We start from the raw sequence: 18,527 nt of genomic DNA on the forward strand, positions 1-18,527 counted from the left end.
GGCCTCCTATGCCTGTGGATAGGTCGAGCAGGCCACTCCTGCCCGACAACCCACGTACATGCATGTGAGAGGCCCCGGCCTGCAACCCCCTCAGTCCGAGGCGGTCACGTCATACCGTCTGAGACCGGGGTTTGAGCGCGAGCGCGTCGGGGGACGATGCCGCCATGGCAGACGACGTCTCGGGAGCGGCACGGTTCGCCACCGGCCCGCTCCCGCTCCCGGAAAACCCGATGCGCACGGACAGCCCCAACCGGGCGGCCGTCCTCGACATCCGCGAGATGGTCCTGACCACCATGGAGAAGGCCATGGCCGACCAGGAGAAGGCCAAGGCGCGGCTCGACGCCGCCTCCGCCGGGGCCACCGGCGAGGCGCTGCAGGGCGCCGTCCAGGTCCGGGTCGACGGCAAGGGCCTGGTCAACGGTGCCACCTTCGGGCCCGAGGTGACGGGCATGACCCCCGACGAGCTGCGCGCCGAGACGCTCGCCGCCCTCGAGGACGCCAAGTCCAGGCTCGGCCTGCGGACGCTGCGCCCCGAGGACCTCGCCAGCCTCGACGCACGTCCGGTGGCCGACGCGATCATGAAGCTCCTCACCGGACGGGAGCGCGAGCGATGAGCGGCGGCTTCGAGGTGCAGCCGCAGGAGCTGCACACCAACGCAGGCGACCTCCTCGGCGTCGCCGGCCAGGTCGCTCAGGCGGCCGGCGCGGGCGCGGCCGTGACGGCGCTCTCGCCGCAGGCGTTCGGCCTGCTGTGCTCGTTCTTCACCCCGCCGTGCCTGGCCATGTCGGCAGCCGCGCTGGGCGCCATGGTGCCCCTCGAGGCCGCGCTCGTCGGCAACGCCGGTGTCGTCGGCGCCATCGCTCTCGACTTCGACGCCGCGGACGCGGCGTGTGCGGAGCGCTCCGACGTGCTGAAGGCGAGGCTGTGAGATGAGCGACGGACTGATCGACGTCGCCGCCACCGACCTCGCAGGCTCGCCCTACTCCCAGGTCGCCGAGGGCGACTTCTCCGGGCTGGTGCAGGCCTCCCCGGCCGCCGACGAGGCGTGGAAGGCCGGTGAGGCGTTCGCGCAGGGCGACTGGGCCCTCGGCGTGGCCAACGTGGCCGGCGGGTGCGCCGAGCTCGTCGCCATGATCATCGACCCGATCGCGGCGCTGGGCTCCAGCGTCGCGGGGTTCCTCCTCGACTACATGCCGCCGCTGCCGCAGATGCTCGACGCGCTGGCGGGCAACCCGGCCCTCGTGGAGGGCATCGGCGGGTCGTGGAACAACATCGGCGGTGCGATCGACACGGCCGCGACCGACCTCCAGGCCGCGATGCACAAGGTGATGGCGTCGTGGTCGGGCCTGGCCGCCGACGCCTATGCCGCGGCCGTCACCCTCCTCGTCGACGTGATGTACAAGATGGGCGGGATGTGCCGCGCCATCGGTCAGGGTCTGGCCGTGGCCAGCGACGTGGTGCAGGCGGTGCGCGGCTTCACCAAGAGCCTGATCTCCGAGCTTGTCGGCCAGCTCATCAGCTGGGCGGCGCAGGTCGCGGCCACCTTCGGCCTGGGCGCCTCGTGGGTGGTCCCGAAGGCGACCCACCGCATCTGGATCACGGTCGACGACTCGCGCCAGGTCGCCGACCTGCTGGTCAACGCGATCCGTCACTCCGACCTGCTGGTGACGACCCTCAAGGAGGTCCTGACCGACAAGGTCGCGGTGGGCCTCGCGGCCTACGCCGGCGGACTGGACGTGGCCAACGGATGAGCTACCAACCCCCTGTCCAGGTCACCGCCGACAACCTCGACCAGGTCGCCGACGACTACCGACGTCGCGCCCAGAAGGCCGACGTGGCCGGCGACCGGGTCCTGCTGATCCGCGCCACCGGTCGCTCCGCCCAGGGCCTCGTGGAGGTCACCGTCGACGGCAGTGCGATGGTGGTCGACGTGCAGTTCTCCCAGGGCGCGTCGAGCGCGCCCGCCAACCTCGGGTTCTTCCTCAAGCAGGCCCACGACCGCGCGGTCGCGGAATGGAACCGGCAGGTGACCGTGATCGCCGAGGAGGAGCTGCCCGACGACCCGCAGCTGCGCGACCACATGGTCCGGCAGAGCGCCGCCGACCTCGCCGCGCACGTCGACCCCGCCAACCTCGACGAGACCGAGGACGAGTGAGCTTCACGGTCGTGCTCGCCGCCGTGGGCGTCGTCGGGCTCTTCTACCTCGGCTACCGCGTCCTCGTGCAGGGCAAGCAGCTCTACGGCGTCGAGCGCTCCCGCGAGGCCGGGTGGGACGCCGGCCGGCAGAGCACCCTCGACCTGGCCGAGCTGCAGGGATGGGCGGTGGACGAACACCCCGTCCGCGCCTGGCCCGACGACCTCGTCTCGGCCCGCCCCGACGCGAGGACCTGCCTCCTCGTCGTCCGCGGACCCGACTTCGAGGCCAGCACCTGGGCGGCCAAGGAGCGCCTCGCCGGCGCCGGAGCCGGCGTGCAGAGCCGGATCTGGCTGCTGCGTCTCGAAGCCCCGGAGGTGCGCGACGAGCTCTTCGTCCGCCGCTCGACGGGCGGCGACGAGCTGTTGCTGCTGCCGCGACGCCTCGAGGGTCGGGTGCAGGTGCAGGAGCCGGTCGGCGGCCTGCTCGCCGGCGGCGACTTCCTCGCCGCTCGCGACCGCCTCGGCCCGCTCGTAGACCAGGTGGCCGCGAGCGGATCCTGGGTCATCACCTCGCCCGGGGAGGTCACTGTGCTGGCGACTCTGGTCCCCGACGCCGACGGCTTCGAGTGGCGGCTCGACCTGGCCCGCCGTGTCGCCGCGGCGCTCGCCTGACGCCGTACGGGCCGCGGCCGGGACCGTTCCCTGACCTGAGGCGGTCCGGGGCTCAGCCCTTCGTGCCGCCCGCGGTCAGCCCCGCCACCAGGTGCCGCTGGGCGAAGAAGAAGACGATCGCCGCGGGGAGCGTCACGAGGACGGCCCCGGCGGTGAGCAGCTCCCAGCGCGGGCTGAACTGCGGGACGAACTGCTGCAGGCCGGCACCGAGCGTGTAGTTGCGGCTGCTCTGCATGAACGCGATGGCGTACGCCACCTCCGCCCACGCGGTCAGGAAGGTGTAGAACGCCGTCACGGCGATGCCGGGCCGGGCGAGCGGGAGGACGATGCGCCAGAAGATGCCGAACGGGCCGAGGCCGTCCAGCGAAGCCGCTTCGTCGAGCTCGCGCGGGATGGTGTCGAAGTAGCCGCGGAGCATCCACGTGCAGAACGGGACCGCGACGGTGAGGTAGGCGATGACGAGGGACGCCTTGGTGTCGATCAGCCCGAGGTTCGCCATGATCGTGTAGATCGGCACGATGAGGATCGCCACCGGGAACATCTGCGTGAGCAGGAAGGTCCACATGAGGCCGCGCTTGCCCGGGAAGTTGTAGCGGCTCAGGGCGTAGCCGGCGGTGGCGGACATCGCGATGCCGAACGCCATGGTGAAGGCCGCGACGATGACCGAGTTGAGGAACCAGTAGGGGAAGTCGGTGTCGCTCAGCAGCGTCCGGTAGTTCTCCAGCGTCGGGCTGGCGAAGAGCGCGATCTCCGAGCGGCGGATCTCGCTGGCCGGCTTGATCGAGCTCAGCATCACCCAGGCGATCGGGAACAGCGCGCAGAACGTCGCCACGACCAGCGTGGCGTGCAGGCCGACGCTCGCGAGGACCGAGCGCTCGCTGCGGCGACGCTGGCGCGGTGCGCGCGAGGTGGCGACGGTCTCGACGGGGTCGGCCGCAACTGCGGCAGGTGGCATCGCGGACATGCCGGACATCAGAACACCTCTCCCTGCTTGGCGAGCATCCGCCTGTAGACGCTGGCGTAGACGACGAGGATCGAGAGGATCAGCACGCCGTAGGTCGCGGCCAACGAGTAGTCGCGGATGCCCTCGAAGGCCGCGCGATAGGCGCCGGTCACGAGGATCTCGGTCTCGCCGGCGGGTTGGCCGCGGGTGACGAAGAAGATGATCGGGAACATGTTGAAGGTCCAGATGGTGCCGAGCAGGATCACCGTCGAGCTGACCGGGCGCAGGCCCGGCAGCGTGATGTTGACGAAGCGCTGCCACGACGACGCGCCGTCGATCTCGGCCGCCTCGTAGAGGTCTCCGTTGATCGACTGCAGCCCGCCGAGCAGGGCCACCATCATGAACGGGACGCCCAGCCAGACGTTGGCGACGATGGCGGTGAAGAGTGAGGTCCAGCGTTGCTCGAACCATGACACCGGGTCGAGGCCGATCGCTCGCAGGGCGCCGTTGATCACCCCGAAGCGCTCATCGAAGATGAACCGCCACGCGAAGGCCGCCACGAAGGAAGGCACCGCCCACGGCAGGATCAGGGCCACCCGGTAGAAGCCGCGGAAGCGGAACTCACGGTTGAGCATCACGGCCAGGCCGAGCCCCAGCCCGAAGTGGAAGGCGACGCAGGCAACCGTCCACACCAGGGTGTTGACGAACTGCAGCCAGAAGTCGCCCTGCGCACCGGTGAGGATGTCGACGTAGTTGTCGAGCCCCACGAACTGCGCGGCGTCGGGGTTGGGCTCGCAGGTCTCCGCACCACCGAGGACCTTGGTGCAGATCTCGTCGCGCTGGTTGGACTCGTTCAGGTTGGTGAACGACTGAAGCACGCCACGCACCAGCGGGTAGAACACGAGGACACCGAGCACGATCACGGTGGGGAGCACCATCGCCCACGCGTACCAGTGCTTGTCGAAGCTCTTGCGCATCCGTTGTCTCCGGGGGTTCGAGAGGTTGTGCTGGGTCGGCGCTTTCCGCAGGGGGCCGGGCCGGGACGTCACCCGGCCCGGCCCCCGCGGTCAGCAGGGTGTCACTGGAGCGCGTAGTCCGTCACGACGTCGCTCTTGTAGGTCTTCGCGACCTTGTCCAGGGCGGGCTGCACCGGCTTGTCCTGGATGAGCACCTCCGTGGCCATCTCGTCGAGCGGGGCGAAGAACTGGCCGCCCTCGGCGATCCACGGCCGCGGCTGCGCGACCTCCATGGCGTCGGCCCACAGGGCGACGCGCTCGTTGCTGACCATGTCGTAGGCGTCGGCGTTGCCCGGCAGCAGGCCGAGCTCGTCGGCGATGAAGGCCTCGGACTCGGCCGAGCTCATGAAGGCGATGAACGCGGCTGCGGCCTCGGCCTTCTCCTCGTCCATGCCGGAGTAGACGACGTAGTTGTGGCCGCCCACCGGGGCACCCTGGCCGGCGCTGCCGGCGGGGACGGGCGCGACGCCGAGGTTGTCGATGCCTCCGAAGTTGGGGTCGTCGCTGATGCCGGCGACCTCCCAGGGGCCGTTGATGATCATGCCGACCTTCTGCTCCTTGAACAGGGTCATCATCGTGCCGTAGGGGTCGTTGGCGGTCGGCTTGACCGAGGTGCCGTCCTTGACCATGTCCTGGGCGGTCTGGATGCCGGTGACCGCCTCGGGGCTGTTGACGGTGATCTCCTCGGCCTCGACGTCGACGAGGTCAGCACCCTCGCCGTACATGAAGGGGAGCAGGAAGTAGCCGCCGGAGTTGAGGTAGATGCCGTCGACCTTGGCCTTGCTCTTGAGCGCCTTGGCCGCCTCGCGGACCTCGTCCCACGTCGTCGGCGGGGCTTCGGGGTCCAGGCCGGCCTTCTCGAAGAGCGCCTTGTTGTACATCAGGCCGAGGGTGTCCGTGACCTGCGGGACGCCGTAGGTCTTGCCCTCGTAGACGTTGCTGGAGAGCGGGGTCTCGAGGAAGTTGTTCTCCAGGGCGGCGGTGCCGTCGAGGGCGTAGAGGTAGCCCAGCGACGCGAACTCGGGGGTCCAGGCGACCTCGGCGCGGAGGATGTCGGGGGCACCCGAGCCGGACTCCGCGGCGGTCTTGAACTTGTTCTGCGTCTGGTCGAAGGGGACCGTCTCGTGCTTGATCGTGACGTCCGGGTACTCCTCGTTGAACTTCTTGATCAGCTCGTCGTAGGCGGGCGCCTCGTTGGTGGCGTCGGAGGTGTCCCACCAGGTGAGCTCGGCGCTGAGGTCGGCAGAGCTGCTGTCGCCCTCGTTTTCGGTGTTGCTGTCCGAGTCCCCGCTGTCGCTACCGCACGCCGCGAGCGTGAGGGCGAGGGCGGCGACGGCGATCCCGGCGGAGCCGGCCTTGAATCGGCGCATCGATGTCTCCCATGAAGAATGCGCGTCCGGATGGACGCTTGTGATGACGGTCACCGGAGGCTAGCAAGAACATTCAGGATCTGAAAGACCTTGCAGGCAACTTGCAAGACTGCTTACATTCCGCCATGGCCACCCTCTCCCAGATCGCCGTCGAGGCAGGCGTGAGCGAGGCGACCGTGAGTCGCGTCCTCAACAGCAAGCCGGGCGTCAGTGAGGGCACCCGGCAGTCCGTGATCACCGCCCTCGACGTCCTCGGCTACGAGCGGCCGACCCACCTGCGCCAGCGCTCGGCCGGCCTCGTCGGACTCGTGGTCCCCGAGCTCGAGAACCCGATCTTCCCGGCCTTCGCCCAGGTGATCGAGGACGCGCTCGCCCGCCGCCGCTTCACTCCGGTGCTCTGCACGCAGTCGCCCGGCAGCCTCTCGGAGGACGAGTACGTCGAGTCGCTCCTCGACCACGGCGTCGCGGGCATCATCTTCGTCTCGGGCAAGCACGCCGACACCCGCGCCGACCACGAGCGCTACCAGTCGCTGCTGGAGCGGGGACTGCCCGTGGTGTTCATCAACGGGTACGTCGACGGGGTGGCGGCGCCGTTCATCTCGGCCGACGACCGGGTCGCGATGGACATCGCCGTGGCCCACCTCGCGCACCTCGGCCACCGCCGCATCGGCCTGGCGATCGGGCCGGCGCGGTTCATGCCGTCGGCGCGCAAGCACGAGGGCTTCGTCGCCGCGCTGGAGACCCACCTGGGCCTGTCCGCCACCGAGGCGCGGTCGTGGATCGCGGAGACGATCTTCTCCGTCGAGGGCGGAGCGGCCGCAACCGACCAGCTGCTCGAGCAGGGCGCCACGGCCATCGTCTGCGGCTCCGACATGATGGCGATCGGCGCCATCCGGGCTGCGCGGGCCGCCGGTCACGGGGTGCCCCACGACGTCTCGGTCGTCGGCTTCGACGACTCCCCGCTGGTGGCCTTCCTCGACCCGCCGCTCACCACCGTGCGCCAGCCGGTGGCGCAGATGGGCAGTACGGCCGTCGCCGCCCTGGCCGACGCCATCTCCGGCGACCCCGTCGCGTCGCGGGAGTACCTCTTCGCGCCCGAGCTCGTGCTGCGCGGGTCCACCGGCCCGGCGGTCGACCGGGCCTGAGCACTTGGTGTGGCCTCGGGCCACCGGACACTCGCGGAGTTCGTTCCAGCCTTCGGCTGACGGCGATTGTCCTCGGTTTGGCCCTCTCCGTTCAGATTGGGCGAGTCTCTGAGGCGCTGCGAACCGCCCAGAATGGGCGCCCGACGGTGGCAGGTGATCTCTGTGCCGCTGCGCATTCTTGTGGAACATGCGGCGGGCAAGATCGACATGTCGGACTTCGACGGCTGAACGTGCCGTTGGCCTTCTGGATGACGAACACTGGCGCCGACGTGGGTTTCACCGTGGTGGACCTCTGAACCCCCTTTGGCGACCTCGAAGACGCGCGTGCCATTCCCGCCCGTGGCAAGCGGCCTTGGATCCATCCCATCATCCGTTCGGGGGTCCTTCGACGTGCTCCTGCGCCACGTTCATGTTCCAACCCGTCTGTCCACGGCGGCTTCAAGCTATCGATAGCGGAACGTTTGGTGTCGCCAATTCTGGGGTTGCGCCGCCTCCCGAGCAGGGACACCGTTCAAGAGCGCTCACAGCTCGGAGGTGGAGTTATGAAGGAAACCCGGGTGGCCCTGGTGATGAACGGCGGCGTCAGTCTTGCCGTGTGGATGGGTGGCGTGACTCACGAGTTGAACAGGCTACGACTGGCAGCTGGTGGCGTCGAGCCCGATGACGAGCGGGAGAAGGCCGTTCACCGAGCATGGAAGGCGATACTCGGCCCCCAGTCGCGGGTGGTCGTCGATACGGTCGCGGGCACGAGCGCGGGCGGACTCAACGGCACCCTGCTGGCGACCGCTGTTGCCCACGGCTCCGACTTGACGGGACTGAAGGAGGTGTGGCTCGAGCGTGCATCGCTTGAGCCGGGGAAGCTTCTCCGCCGTAACCCGCGCGACGCCAACAGTCTGCTGGACGGTGGCTACTTCACCGACTCGATCAACGAGGTACTGGCGAAAATTGCGCACGGAAAGACCGGGCAATTTCCAGTACAGGACGTCACCCTTCTCGTGACGGCGACCGGAATCGGAAACAACCTCGCCCCGATGTTGATGGAGGGAGGCGTCAGCGACTCGTACCGGGATAGCCGGCGGGTCTACCGCTTCCAACGCCGTGCCCGCCATGACGGCAATGAACTCAGCAACGACTTCGCGGTACCCAAGGAGCCTGCTCGCAATGGCGAGCCGTCTGGGCCGCTAGCCGGCGCGGCACGTGCCTCGGCGAGCTTCCCGACCGCCTTCACCCCGGTCCTGGAAGACGAAGATCTTCAGAAGTTTCGCGCGCCGGGCAGTGCCAACGTCGGTAGGAGCCGCCTGATGGACGGTGGCGTGCTGGACAACGCCCCATTCGGACCGCTGCTTGCTGCACTCCAGGAGCGTCCCGTCGACGCGCTGTTCGACCGAGTAGTGCTGTACGTCGTGCCTTCCGCAAGTGCTCGCAAGATCGCGCAGCTGGGAAACGACGAACTTCCTGACGTGGGAAACGTCCTCAGCGCCGTTGCCTCGACGGTCCGGGAGCCGGACCAGCGGCTCGACGTCACGCTCTTGGAGCATGCGTTTGAGCAGATGTCCTACCAGAACTCCACGACTCATGCGGTCCTGGCGGGGGCTCTCTGCGGCCGCCAACCCGACGCCAATGTGTTAATCGGCGCCGCGAGCGCACTCCTGGATACTTATCGCACCGGGCGCGGCGAGGCCGTCCATCGGTGGTTAGCCGGCATCGGTCGCCCCGTCGATCTGACGAGGCCGAGACCGATCAGCGGGAACCCCGACGTCATCCCTGTCGTCCCTCCGCCGCGCCGGACCGGCGCGCCCCCGCTGACGCCTGGAAAGCCCTGGGTCTGGGGCTCATCCACCGCGGATCGGGTGCTGCGCTGGCTCGGGCGAGCGCTCGTGCAGATTGCCTCCGATCGCGGGCCCGAGACGAGCGAGGACAAAGAATTGGCGACGACGTTCGCTGCAATCGGGCGATCACAACGGTGGGTGTATGAGGTAGATGGTGAAATCGTCCAAGCCTTGACCGACGCGGTTCAGCCCGGCGACGACCTGGACACCAGGCTCAAGACCTTCAAGAAAATCTTGACCGCTTACGACACGGAGGATCCATTCGGCAACGCTGTGCGCGACGCCGCGGTTGCTGTCGCCGCGTGGTTGTCATCACCGAACGACACAGTCGATCCGGATGACGTTATCGCTGCTGCGCTCGCCATCGAGGTCGTCAGCTCTGTGTTCGCGTGGGGTGGTGACGAGGGCGACGTCCCGATGTTCACCTACCTCCAGGTGTCGCCCCTGGCCCGCAGCCTGGTGTCCGTGCCACCGCTCAACAAGGATCCCGGCCAAGTTGGCTACGACGACCAGAATCAGCAGTGGGCGGCTCGGAAGCTCTATGGCGAGCGGTGGGGTCACTTCGGCGCGTTCGCAACCAAGAAGGGGCGACAGCACGACTGGCGGTGGGGGCGGCTTGACGGAGCCAGCGCATTGGTTCACATGATCTTGGGGCCAAACGCGGCAGAGGACGACCGAACGACCGACTTGGTGAACGCCATCTTGGCCGCCGAGTACTCCGGCGAGGGCCCTCCCCCATCACCCACGGAGCTGAGGAACGCGGTGGAGAGGGACGCGGAGCGCGTCATGGACTTGGAGATGGGTGATCTGTACCGGCTCATGCTCGAGGACGGTGGGGGCGAGGAGGCCCGCGAGCTGCTGTTGGCCACCGTCCCAGAGGTGCTCGGCGAAACTCCGGTAATTGGCGGGAAGGGCGAGTTTTTTGCTCGCGTCATCACCAAGGGCACTGAAGCGTACTTAGATGTCAGCGAAGCGGGGTCAGACGTCAAGGCAAGGTGCCGTGACATCCTTCAGGGGGCCTGGAGACACCTGCCGTGGGCGTCGAAGGAGGTTGACGACTCATGAGCGTCGAGAACCCCGTGAGCCCCAAGGCGATCGCCTCGACGGCCGGGGCCGGAATTGGGGCGGCCATCAGCAGCCTCATCACCTGGCTGCTCGAATCACGATCTGGGACGCATCATCCGCGGCGGCTGACGTATCCGACGCGATAGCCGCCGTGCCGGCGCCGGTATCTGGTTTGGTCGTCGTACTAATCCCCGCGGCCCTCGCGGCCGCCGCGGGCTGGAAGGTCAATGATCCGCATCGCATCACAACTTCGCAATTGAGCGAGCTTAGGGATGCGGGTAACGCATAGGCGCGTGCAGGCAGCCGCCCCAAGCCACGCGTCGGGAGGGAATGCAGACCAGCCCGCCCGCATCATTTGCCCGTGCCAACCCTGGAGCGACTACTCCCGACGGCGCTCAGCAGGCGAGGGTGGCCGATGCACGCCGCCCTGACGCGCCTTCGCTTGTGCCAGTAGCCGGCTCTGCCACCTTCCACGCAGGCGCATCGGCGACCATTCCGCCGCAATTGTCGTTCGAACACGCTTGCGAATAGGCGTTGCGACGTGTAGTCTGGTCGCACGCTTCAAACGGTCCATCGTTCTAGGGTCAGTGACTCGGACGGTGGCTGGGTGGGCGAGTTGCGAGGGATGTAAGTGTCCGGCTGGGCCGGCCTCCAGGAGCGACGACCGTCAGTGAGTTGCGCGTGCGCGACGACGTCGTCGAGAGGAGGCCGCACATGTCCCATCCGATCCTGGCTGCGGCCACGGCGATGGACGCCGTGCTGAAGGACGTGGCGGATGCCAACCCGCTCTTCATGTCGGCCGCTGAGAAGGCGGATGCGCTGCGCGAGCTGGCTCGCATCGAGTCCCGGGTAGCCGAGCTGCGGATGCGCGTGCTCGTCGACGCCGGGGACGTGGCGACCGGGGTCGGGGCGCGCGACGCAGCCGGTTGGTATGCCGACGCCACCCACACGCGGTTCGAGGACGCGCGGGCCGACCTCCGGCTCGCGACCGCGCTCGACCGGCGGTGGAGTGCCCTGGGGGCCGCCCTCCGCGAGGGCCGGGTCAACACCGCCCAGGCGCGGGTGGTCGTCCGATCGCTCGAGGACCTCCCCGACTCCGTGCCGGCCGAGCTGCTGGACCGGGCCGAGGCCTTGCTGATCGAGCACGCCCAGCGGCTCGGCCCGAAGCAGCTGGCGCGGGTCGGGCGTCACGTCCTCGAGGTCGTGGCGCCCGAGGTGGTAGCGGAGATCGAGGGCAAGCGCCTCTCCGCCCTCGAGGCGGAGGGTCGCCGCCGCACCCGGCTGATGCTCCGGCGGCTCGGGGACGGCACCACGCGCGTCTCGGGCCGCCTGCCCGACGCGGTCGCCACCCGCCTCGCCACCTACCTCGAGGCCTACGCGAACCCCCGGCGCGACGGGGTCACGACCCCACTCGGTGAGCCGGCCGCGCCCCTCCTCGACCCCGTGCCGCGGCTGCCGTACCCCCGCCGTCTCGGCGAGGCCTTCTGCCAGCTGCTCGAGAGCCTCGACCCGCAGCGCCTGCCGGTCCACGGAGGCGACGCGACCACCGTGGTGGTGACCATCTCGCTCGAGACGCTGAGGTCCGAGCTCGGCGCGGCCGACGTCCTCGGGGCGGGCACGGTGCCGGCCGATCCACACGGCGACCCGTGCGCCGGCGAGCGGATCAGCGCAGGAGAGGCGCGTCGGCTCGCGTGCAACGGACGGATCCTCCCAGCCGTGCTGGGTGGCAGGTCCGAGATCCTCGATCTCGGGCGCGCCCAGAGACTGTTCAACGCCGCGCAGCGGCGGGCCCTCCTGCTGCGCGACAAGACCTGCCGTGCCGCGGGCTGCGACGTGCCGGGCACCTGGGCCGAGGCCCATCACTGGCTGCCGTGGATGTTGGGCGGCCTGACCGACCTCGACAACGCCGTGCTGCTCTGCGCCCACCATCACCACCGGGCCCACGACGCCGACTACGTCGCCGAGCGTCTACCGAGCGGTGAGGTGAGGTTCCACAGACGCAGATAGGGCGCCGAGGCAGAGGACTATCCCAGCTGGGTGCCGGCGAGCGTGCCGATCAGGTAGGTGACGCCCATCGCCAGCAGGCCGCCGGACACGTTGCGCACCACGGCCGGCAGCCGCGGGCTGTAGCCGATGCGCGAGCTGACGAACCCGGTGAGCGCCAACGCCGCGACCGTGCTGAGGACGGTGACCAGGACCCGCACCGCGTCGGGCACGAACGCGACGACCAGCAGCGGGAGCAGGGCGCCGGCGGTGAAGGCGAGCATCGAGGCCCAGGCGGCGTGCCAGGGGTTGGTCAGGTTGTCGGGGTCGATGCCGAACTCGATGTCGGCGTGCGCGCGCAGGGCGTCGTGCTCGGTCAGCTCGCGGGCGACCTTCTCGGCGGTCTCCTTCGTGAGGCCCTTGTCGACGTACATCTTGGCGAGCTCGCGCTCCTCCGTCTCCGGCATCCGCTCCAGCTCGCGCGCCTCGAGGTCGAGCAGCGACTTCTCCGAGTCGCGCTGCGTGCTCACGGAGACGTACTCGCCGGTCCCCATGCTCAGCGCGCCGGCGGTCAGCGCCGCGATGCCCGCGATCACGATCGCGCCGCTGTCGTCGGTGGCGCCGGCCACGCCCATCACGACGCCGGCGGTCGAGACGATGCCGTCGTTGGCGCCGAGCACCGCGGCCCGCAGCCAGTTGAGGCGCGACCCGACGTGGTCGCCCATGTCGTCGTGGAAGTGCCGCGGGTCCTCGTCCGTTCCGATCTCAAGGCTCACGGGACGATCGTTCCTCCTGACCGCGCGCCGCGCAACGAAGGTGAGGCTGCGCTCAGCGAGCGCGCCCGGTGAGGGCGTACGTCGCGACGACCTCGTGGCGCGGGCGCCCGCGCGGTCCCTCGCCGAGGTGGGAGGCGACGAGGACGATCTCCTCGGCGACCCACGGCGGGCCGGCGTAGGCGTCGAGCAGGCGCACCCAGGACGTGACGTTGTCGGGGCGGCCCAGGCGCCCGAGCGTCAGGTGGGGCCGGAACCGTTGCCCGTCGACCCGCGCCCCGGCGCGCGACATCGCCGCCCGGCACCCGGCCGCGAGCAGGTCGAGCCCGGCCGCGACGTCGTCCCCCACGCCCAGGCGGGCGTAGAGGATGCGGGCGCGGTCGGCGTGAGGGAAGGCGCCACCCCCGGCGACCCGCAGCTCCACGGCCGGGCGGCGGGTCGCCAGACGCGCCAGCCGCTCGTCGAGGTCGTCGAGGCTGCGGTCGGGCACGTCGGCCGCGAACGCCAGCGTCAGGTGCCACTGGCCGGGGTCCGACCAGCGGAAGGCGGCTGCGTCGCGGCGTACGTCGAGGAACTCCTCGAGGTGCTCCACGGCGCCGGGCGAGGGCACCAGCGCGACGAACATCCGGGTCATGGCACCAGTGTGGCTACAGCCCCAGGTCGCGGCCGATCAGCATCTTCATGATCTCGTTGGACCCTGCCCAGATCTTGGTCACCCGGGCGTCGCGCCAGGCGCGGGCCACGCGGTACTCGTTCATGTAGCCGTAGCCGCCGTGGACCTGCACGCAGTGGTCGAGGACGTCGTTCTGGACCTGGGAGGTCCACCACTTCGCCTTCGCTGCGTCGACGGGCGTCAGCTCCTGCTTGGTGTGGGCGACGACGCACTGGTCGACGTACGCCTGGGTGACCTCGACCCTCGTCACGAGGTCGGCGAGGAGGAACTGGGTGTTCTGGAAGGAGCCGATCGGCTGGCCGAACGCCTGCCGGTCCTTGGCGTACTGGACCGTCTCGTCAAGGATCTGCCTGGCGTGGGCGAGGTTGGTGATGGCCGAGCCGAGGCGCTCCTGGGGCAGGAACTGCATCATCGAGATGAAGCCGGTGTCGAGCGGGCCGACGAGGTCGTCGTTGCTGACGCGCACGTCCTCGAAGGCGAGCTCGGCGGTGTCGGACTCGTCCTGGCCGACCTTGTCGAGCACGCGGCCGACGCTGAAGCCGTCGAGGGTGGTGTCGACGGCGAACAGCGAGATCCCCTTGGCCTTCTTCTCGGGGCTGGTGCGGGCCGCGACCAGCACGATGTCGGCCGAGCCGCCGTTGGTGATGAAGGTCTTCGAGCCGTTGATGACCCAGTCGTCGCCGTCGCGCACCGCGGTGGTCTTGAGGTTGGCCAGGTCGGAGCCGCCGCCGGGCTCGGTCATCCCGATGGCCGTGAGGATCTCACCGGTCGCGGCGCCGGGCAGCCAGCGCGCCTTCTGCTCGTCGTTGGTCAGGTGCACCAGGTAGGGCACGGTGATGTCGGCGTGGATCCCGACGCAGCTCGGGAGGGTCATGTTGACCTTGGCGAGCTCCTCGGTGAGGACCGCGTTGAAGCGGTAGTCACCGGCCTCGGAGCCGCCGTACTCCTCCGGGATCTCGAGGCCGAGGAAGCCCTGCTTGCCGGCGGCGAGCCAGAAGTCGCGGTCGAGCCCGTGGCCGGCGGCGTAGGTGTCGAGGTGCGGGGTGACCTCACGGTCCAGGAACTGCTTGACCGAGGCGCGGAACGCCTCGTGGTCCTCGTCGTAGATCTCACGCTTCATGCGGCTATGTTACCCGCGAGTCACCAAGTGTGGAGAAACAACCGGAACCGCTCCGGGCGGGCCGGATCAGGCGTAACGTCACGGGTGTCGGCTCGGGACGAGGCAGGGACGGTGATGGACGAGGACGGGCTGTGGGTACGCCCGCGGGGACGGGCCTGGGGCAACGAGGCCCAGCGCGCGGTGCTGCACGCCATCGCCGAGGACGTCGCCAAGCGGACCCACTACAAGGTGGTCGCCATCGAGGCCCTGCGGTCCGACGGCTACCTCGAGTTCGTCGCCATCGCCGGTGACGACGACGCCCGCGACAAGATGCTGGGCCAGGCCTCGCCACTGGCGCTCGACCACATCCACCAGCTCGGCGTGGAGATGGGTGGATGGCGGCACATCCCCGGCGAGCGGCTGGACGACGTCACGCGCGCCTGGCTGGACGAGTACGGCCACCGCCCCGACGTGCCCCCCTCCGGCCTGCCCGGCGGCTGGGACCCCGACGACCAGCTGGTGCGCCTGCTGGAGAACGACGACGGGGAGCTGCGCGGGCTGCTCTACCTCGACGAGCCGCACTCCGGGCTCCGCCCCACGCCCGAGACCGTGGCGGTGATCAACACCGAGGCCGGGGTGCTCTTCGAGGCGGTGATCAGCATCGTCGAGCGCGAGCTCTACGGCGAGCAGGTCCGCATGGTCACCCAGGCGCGGCGCGCGATCGAGAGCGTACGTCCTGGGCTGGGGGTGCAGGACCTGCGCAGCGAGCTGTCCCGCGCGATGGCGGAGGCGATGGACGTGGCGACCGTCGACGTGATCGTCGCCGGCGCGGACGTCCCCGGGCTCGAGGAGGACCGGCGCCACGTGACGGAGCTGATGCGTGAGCAGTGGGCACGCCGCGGGCACGTCGTCGTCGAGCGCCAGCGGACCTGGAGCACGCAGGAGGAGTCCATCGAGACCCCCCGGTCGCTGACGCGCCTGCTCGACGTCCACGACCTCGGGTCAGGGCTGCTGGTCCCGATCGGCGCCGGGGACGAGTACCTCGGCACGCTGTCGATGGGTCGTGCCCGCGACGCGCCGCGGTGGAACGCCTCCGAGATCAACGCGGCCACGACGGTGGCCTCGGACGTCGCGCGGCTCCTGCTCGAGGCGCGCCTGATGGAGCGGGAGCGGGCGCTCAACGCCGAGCTCCGCGACGTCAACGACTACCGCCGCGACATGGTGCTGACGCTCGCCCACGAGCTGCGCAACCCGGTGAGCGTCCTCTTCTCCCACCTCGAGCTGCTCGCCCTCGAGAGCCACAGCGACGAGTCGCGCCACTCCCTCGAGGCCCTCGACCGGGCCGCCCGCCGCATCGAGGCCATGGTCGCGGACCTGATGACCCTCGCCTCGGTCAGCGACCGCGAGCGCGGCGCTCCCTCGGACGAGGTGGACCTGTCGGCGCTGCTGCGCGAGACCGGCGACTTCCTCGCCCCGACGGCCTCGCGCGCGGGGGTGGCGCTCGACCTGGTCGTGGCCGACCACCTCCTCGTGACGGGTGACGCGGCCGGGCTGGAGCGGATGGTCGCCAACCTGGTGTCCAACGCGATCAAGTACTCCCAGGAGGGCGGGCGGGTGTGCCTGGAGGCCTCGCCCCGGTCGGTCGACGGGACCGACGGGGTGCTGATCACCTGCACCGACACCGGCATCGGCATCGCGGCCGCCGAGGTCGACAAGGTCTTCACCCCGTTCTTCCGCTCCCGCAGCCCCGAGGCGCGCCAGCGTCCTGGCACCGGCCTCGGGCTCGCGATCACCGAACGCGTCGTGTCCGGCCACGACGGGACGATCGGGGTCGACTCGGTCCTCGGCAGGGGCACCACCTTCACCGTGTGGCTGCCCGTCCGGGGCCCACGCACGACGTCCTGACGCCTCACCGGCCGGACACAGCATGTCCACGCCGGACGCCACAACCGGCAAAACGGTCCAGACCGCTGGGTCGCCCGCCTACGATCCGAGTGGCGGGTGGGAGGGCGGACGCCATGGAGCAGGTGCGGACAGGGGAGCGCAGGACGCGCGACCTCAGCTGGGGTGACCCGCGAGCGCGGGCGCTGGTGCACGCCCTGGCGCGCGACGCCGCCACCCGGACCGGCTTCCGGATCTGCGCCGTCGAGGTGGTCCGGCCCAAGGGCCTGCTCGAGTTCGTCGCGATCCACGGCGACCTGGCCAGCGCCGAGGAGCGGCTCGGCACCGCCTCGCGCCTCGCCGACATGCACCTCGTCTTCGCCGAGGGGGAGCAGCACGGCCGCCTCCTCTGGATCCCGTTCGAGAACCTCTCCGAGGACATCCTCGAGCGCCTCGACGGCGTCGTCGTGGTCCCTGACGTCCCCGCTCCCAGCGCACCCGGCGAGTGGCACCCCATGGACATGCTCGTCGCCCGGATCACCGACGAGCGCGGCGATCTGCGTGCCCTGCTCTACCTCGACGTGCCGACCGGCCTCGCGCGGCCCGACAAGGCCCGGCTCCTCGCGATCAGCGACGAGCTTGAGACGGTCCTGCTCTCGATCCTCTCGGTGGTGGAGCGCGAGGAGTACGCCGACCACATGCGCGTCATCCGCGCCACTCGTCGCCTGGCCCGCTCCAACCCGGCCCGCCACGACGTCGACCACCTGGTGCGGGAGGCCCGCTCGACCCTGCTCGGAGCGCTGTCGGTCGACGAGCTGGAGATCCGGGTCTTCATCGACGAGGGCACCGACACGCGCGACAGCCTGGGCCTCCGGATGGCGCCCGAGGTCCGGCGCGCGCTCGACGAGGCGGCCGCCCGCGCGTGGACCGACCAGCGCGTGCTGATCATCGAGCCGGGCCACGTCTGGGGCGACCCCGAGCTCGCGACGTACGCCGACTGGTTCACCGCCGCGCTCGACGCTGCCGGCTTCGAGGCCGTCGTCGTCGCGCCCGTCGGCGTCGACGACGAGGTGCTCGGGATGCTGACCTGTGCGCGCCGCTCCGGGTCGCGCCGCTGGACCGACGGCGAGGGCGTCGCCGCCCTGGAGCTGGGCCACGACCTCGGACGTGCGATCGCCAACGCCCATGCCACGCAGCGCGAGCGCCGCCTGCTCGAGGAGCTGCGCGAGCTCGAGGTCGCCCGGCACTGGTTCCTGCGCGAGCTGACCCACGAGATCAACAACCCGATGACGGTCATCGCCGCCAACGCCGAGTTCCTGACCTGGAGCGAGGACATCACCGCCACCGACCAGCGCCGGGCGCAGGCCATCCTGCGCGCCAGCGAGCGGTTGGACGACCTGCTGCAGGGGCTCTCGATGCTGTCGCAGGTCAGCGACCCGCAGCACCCGCCGGCCATGCAGCACGTCGACCTCGTCCGGGTGGTCGAGGAGACGATGTCGGCGATGACCGCCGTGGCCGAGCGCGCGGGCATCACGCTCCACCTGGTCGGAGAGCTCGACGAGGCCGTCGTCCAGGGCGACGCGCGCGAGATCGCCAGCGCTGTGTCCAACCTGGTCGACAACGCCGTGAAGTACTCCGACGCCGGTCACGAGGTGTGGATCGGCGTCGAGCGACGGGCCGATGGCGGGCTGTCCTTCGTCTGCACGGACGAGGGCCTCGGGATCTCGGAGGCCGACCAGGCCAACCTCTTCGCCCCCTTGTTCCGCTCGACCAACGAGCAGGCGCTGATGCGGCCCGGGACCGGTCTCGGCCTCGGCATCGTGCGGGAGATCATGCAGCGCCACGGCGGCACCATCGAGGTCGAGTCGACCCTCGGTCGCGGCACCCGGGTGCGGCTCCACTTCCGGCCCCTCCTGCCCCGGGCCGGCTCAGGGTCCTGACA

The 18,527-nt window shown here is 70.1% G+C and carries 16 protein-coding genes; 10 read left to right on the forward strand and 6 right to left on the reverse strand.

Going from position 1 to position 18,527, the window contains the following annotated elements; translation table 11 throughout:
- The first annotated feature begins 164 nt into the window (after positions 1–164).
- The 5 genes from NCI01_RS19550 to NCI01_RS19570 are packed head-to-tail and all read left to right on the forward strand — an operon-like array spanning position 165 to position 2,808.
- Positions 165–614, forward strand: coding sequence for a YbaB/EbfC family nucleoid-associated protein (locus NCI01_RS19550; RefSeq protein ID WP_254183169.1), 450 nt, complete (start codon positions 165–167; stop codon positions 612–614).
- A complete protein-coding gene (locus NCI01_RS19555; RefSeq protein ID WP_254183170.1) occupies positions 611–928 on the forward strand; it encodes a type VII secretion target in 318 nt (105 codons plus the stop codon). The genes NCI01_RS19550 and NCI01_RS19555 overlap by 4 nt, the downstream gene beginning before the upstream one ends.
- 1 nt (position 929) lies before the next feature.
- Positions 930–1,751: a hypothetical protein gene (locus tag NCI01_RS19560; protein ID WP_254183171.1), complete on the forward strand. Its 822-nt coding sequence runs from the start codon at positions 930–932 to the stop codon at positions 1,749–1,751.
- Positions 1,748–2,155, forward strand: a complete 408-nt coding sequence (locus NCI01_RS19565; RefSeq protein WP_254183172.1) for a YbaB/EbfC family nucleoid-associated protein — start codon at positions 1,748–1,750, stop codon at positions 2,153–2,155. The genes NCI01_RS19560 and NCI01_RS19565 overlap by 4 nt, the downstream gene beginning before the upstream one ends.
- The gene (locus tag NCI01_RS19570; RefSeq protein ID WP_254183173.1) at positions 2,152–2,808 is read left to right on the forward strand and encodes a hypothetical protein; all 657 of its coding nucleotides are present in this window, start codon (positions 2,152–2,154) and stop codon (positions 2,806–2,808) included. The genes NCI01_RS19565 and NCI01_RS19570 overlap by 4 nt, the downstream gene beginning before the upstream one ends.
- A gap of 52 nt (positions 2,809–2,860) precedes the next feature.
- Here NCI01_RS19570 and NCI01_RS19575 read toward each other — a convergent pair whose 3' ends face one another.
- From NCI01_RS19575 to NCI01_RS19585, 3 genes are all read right to left on the reverse strand, one after another.
- Positions 2,861–3,781: a sugar ABC transporter permease gene (locus NCI01_RS19575; protein ID WP_254183174.1), complete on the reverse strand. Its 921-nt coding sequence runs from the start codon at positions 3,779–3,781 to the stop codon at positions 2,861–2,863.
- The gene (locus tag NCI01_RS19580) at positions 3,781–4,728 is read right to left on the reverse strand and encodes a carbohydrate ABC transporter permease (RefSeq protein ID WP_254183175.1); all 948 of its coding nucleotides are present in this window, start codon (positions 4,726–4,728) and stop codon (positions 3,781–3,783) included. Before NCI01_RS19580 ends, NCI01_RS19575 begins: the two co-directional genes overlap by 1 nt.
- A 101-nt stretch (positions 4,729–4,829) precedes the next feature.
- Entirely contained in the window at positions 4,830–6,137 is a 1,308-nt protein-coding gene (locus NCI01_RS19585) for an extracellular solute-binding protein (protein ID WP_254183176.1), read from the reverse strand.
- Between the two features lie 125 nt (positions 6,138–6,262).
- On the opposite strand from NCI01_RS19585, the gene NCI01_RS19590 reads away from it, so the two are divergent.
- From NCI01_RS19590 to NCI01_RS19600, 3 genes are all read left to right on the forward strand, one after another.
- Positions 6,263–7,282 (forward strand): LacI family DNA-binding transcriptional regulator, encoded by a 1,020-nt coding sequence (locus NCI01_RS19590; RefSeq protein WP_254183177.1) that lies wholly within the window; start codon positions 6,263–6,265, stop codon positions 7,280–7,282.
- A gap of 557 nt (positions 7,283–7,839) precedes the next feature.
- Positions 7,840–10,176: a DUF3376 domain-containing protein gene (locus NCI01_RS19595; RefSeq protein ID WP_254183178.1), complete on the forward strand. Its 2,337-nt coding sequence runs from the start codon at positions 7,840–7,842 to the stop codon at positions 10,174–10,176.
- A gap of 714 nt (positions 10,177–10,890) precedes the next feature.
- Positions 10,891–12,183, forward strand: coding sequence for an HNH endonuclease signature motif containing protein (locus NCI01_RS19600; protein WP_254183179.1), 1,293 nt, complete (start codon positions 10,891–10,893; stop codon positions 12,181–12,183).
- A gap of 17 nt (positions 12,184–12,200) precedes the next feature.
- On the opposite strand, the gene NCI01_RS19605 is transcribed toward NCI01_RS19600, so the two are convergent.
- The 3 genes from NCI01_RS19605 to NCI01_RS19615 form a co-directional block, all read right to left on the reverse strand.
- Positions 12,201–12,884: a VIT1/CCC1 transporter family protein gene (locus NCI01_RS19605; RefSeq protein WP_302182356.1), complete on the reverse strand. Its 684-nt coding sequence runs from the start codon at positions 12,882–12,884 to the stop codon at positions 12,201–12,203.
- A gap of 103 nt (positions 12,885–12,987) precedes the next feature.
- On the reverse strand, positions 12,988–13,566 hold the full coding sequence (gene thpR / locus NCI01_RS19610; RefSeq protein ID WP_254183181.1) for an RNA 2',3'-cyclic phosphodiesterase: 579 nt from the start codon (positions 13,564–13,566) through the stop codon (positions 12,988–12,990).
- 13 nt (positions 13,567–13,579) lie between these two features.
- Positions 13,580–14,725 (reverse strand): acyl-CoA dehydrogenase family protein, encoded by a 1,146-nt coding sequence (locus NCI01_RS19615; RefSeq protein ID WP_254183182.1) that lies wholly within the window; start codon positions 14,723–14,725, stop codon positions 13,580–13,582.
- A gap of 84 nt (positions 14,726–14,809) precedes the next feature.
- On the opposite strand from NCI01_RS19615, the gene NCI01_RS22870 reads away from it, so the two are divergent.
- Together NCI01_RS22870 and NCI01_RS19625 are read left to right on the forward strand one after the other, a co-directional pair.
- Positions 14,810–16,609: a sensor histidine kinase gene (locus NCI01_RS22870; RefSeq protein ID WP_254183183.1), complete on the forward strand. Its 1,800-nt coding sequence runs from the start codon at positions 14,810–14,812 to the stop codon at positions 16,607–16,609.
- 113 nt (positions 16,610–16,722) lie between these two features.
- A complete protein-coding gene (locus NCI01_RS19625) occupies positions 16,723–18,525 on the forward strand; it encodes a sensor histidine kinase (RefSeq protein ID WP_254183184.1) in 1,803 nt (600 codons plus the stop codon).
- Positions 18,526–18,527 lie beyond the last annotated feature (2 nt).

Source organism: Nocardioides pinisoli, assembly GCF_024199985.1.
GTDB lineage: Bacteria > Actinomycetota > Actinomycetes > Propionibacteriales > Nocardioidaceae > Nocardioides > Nocardioides pinisoli.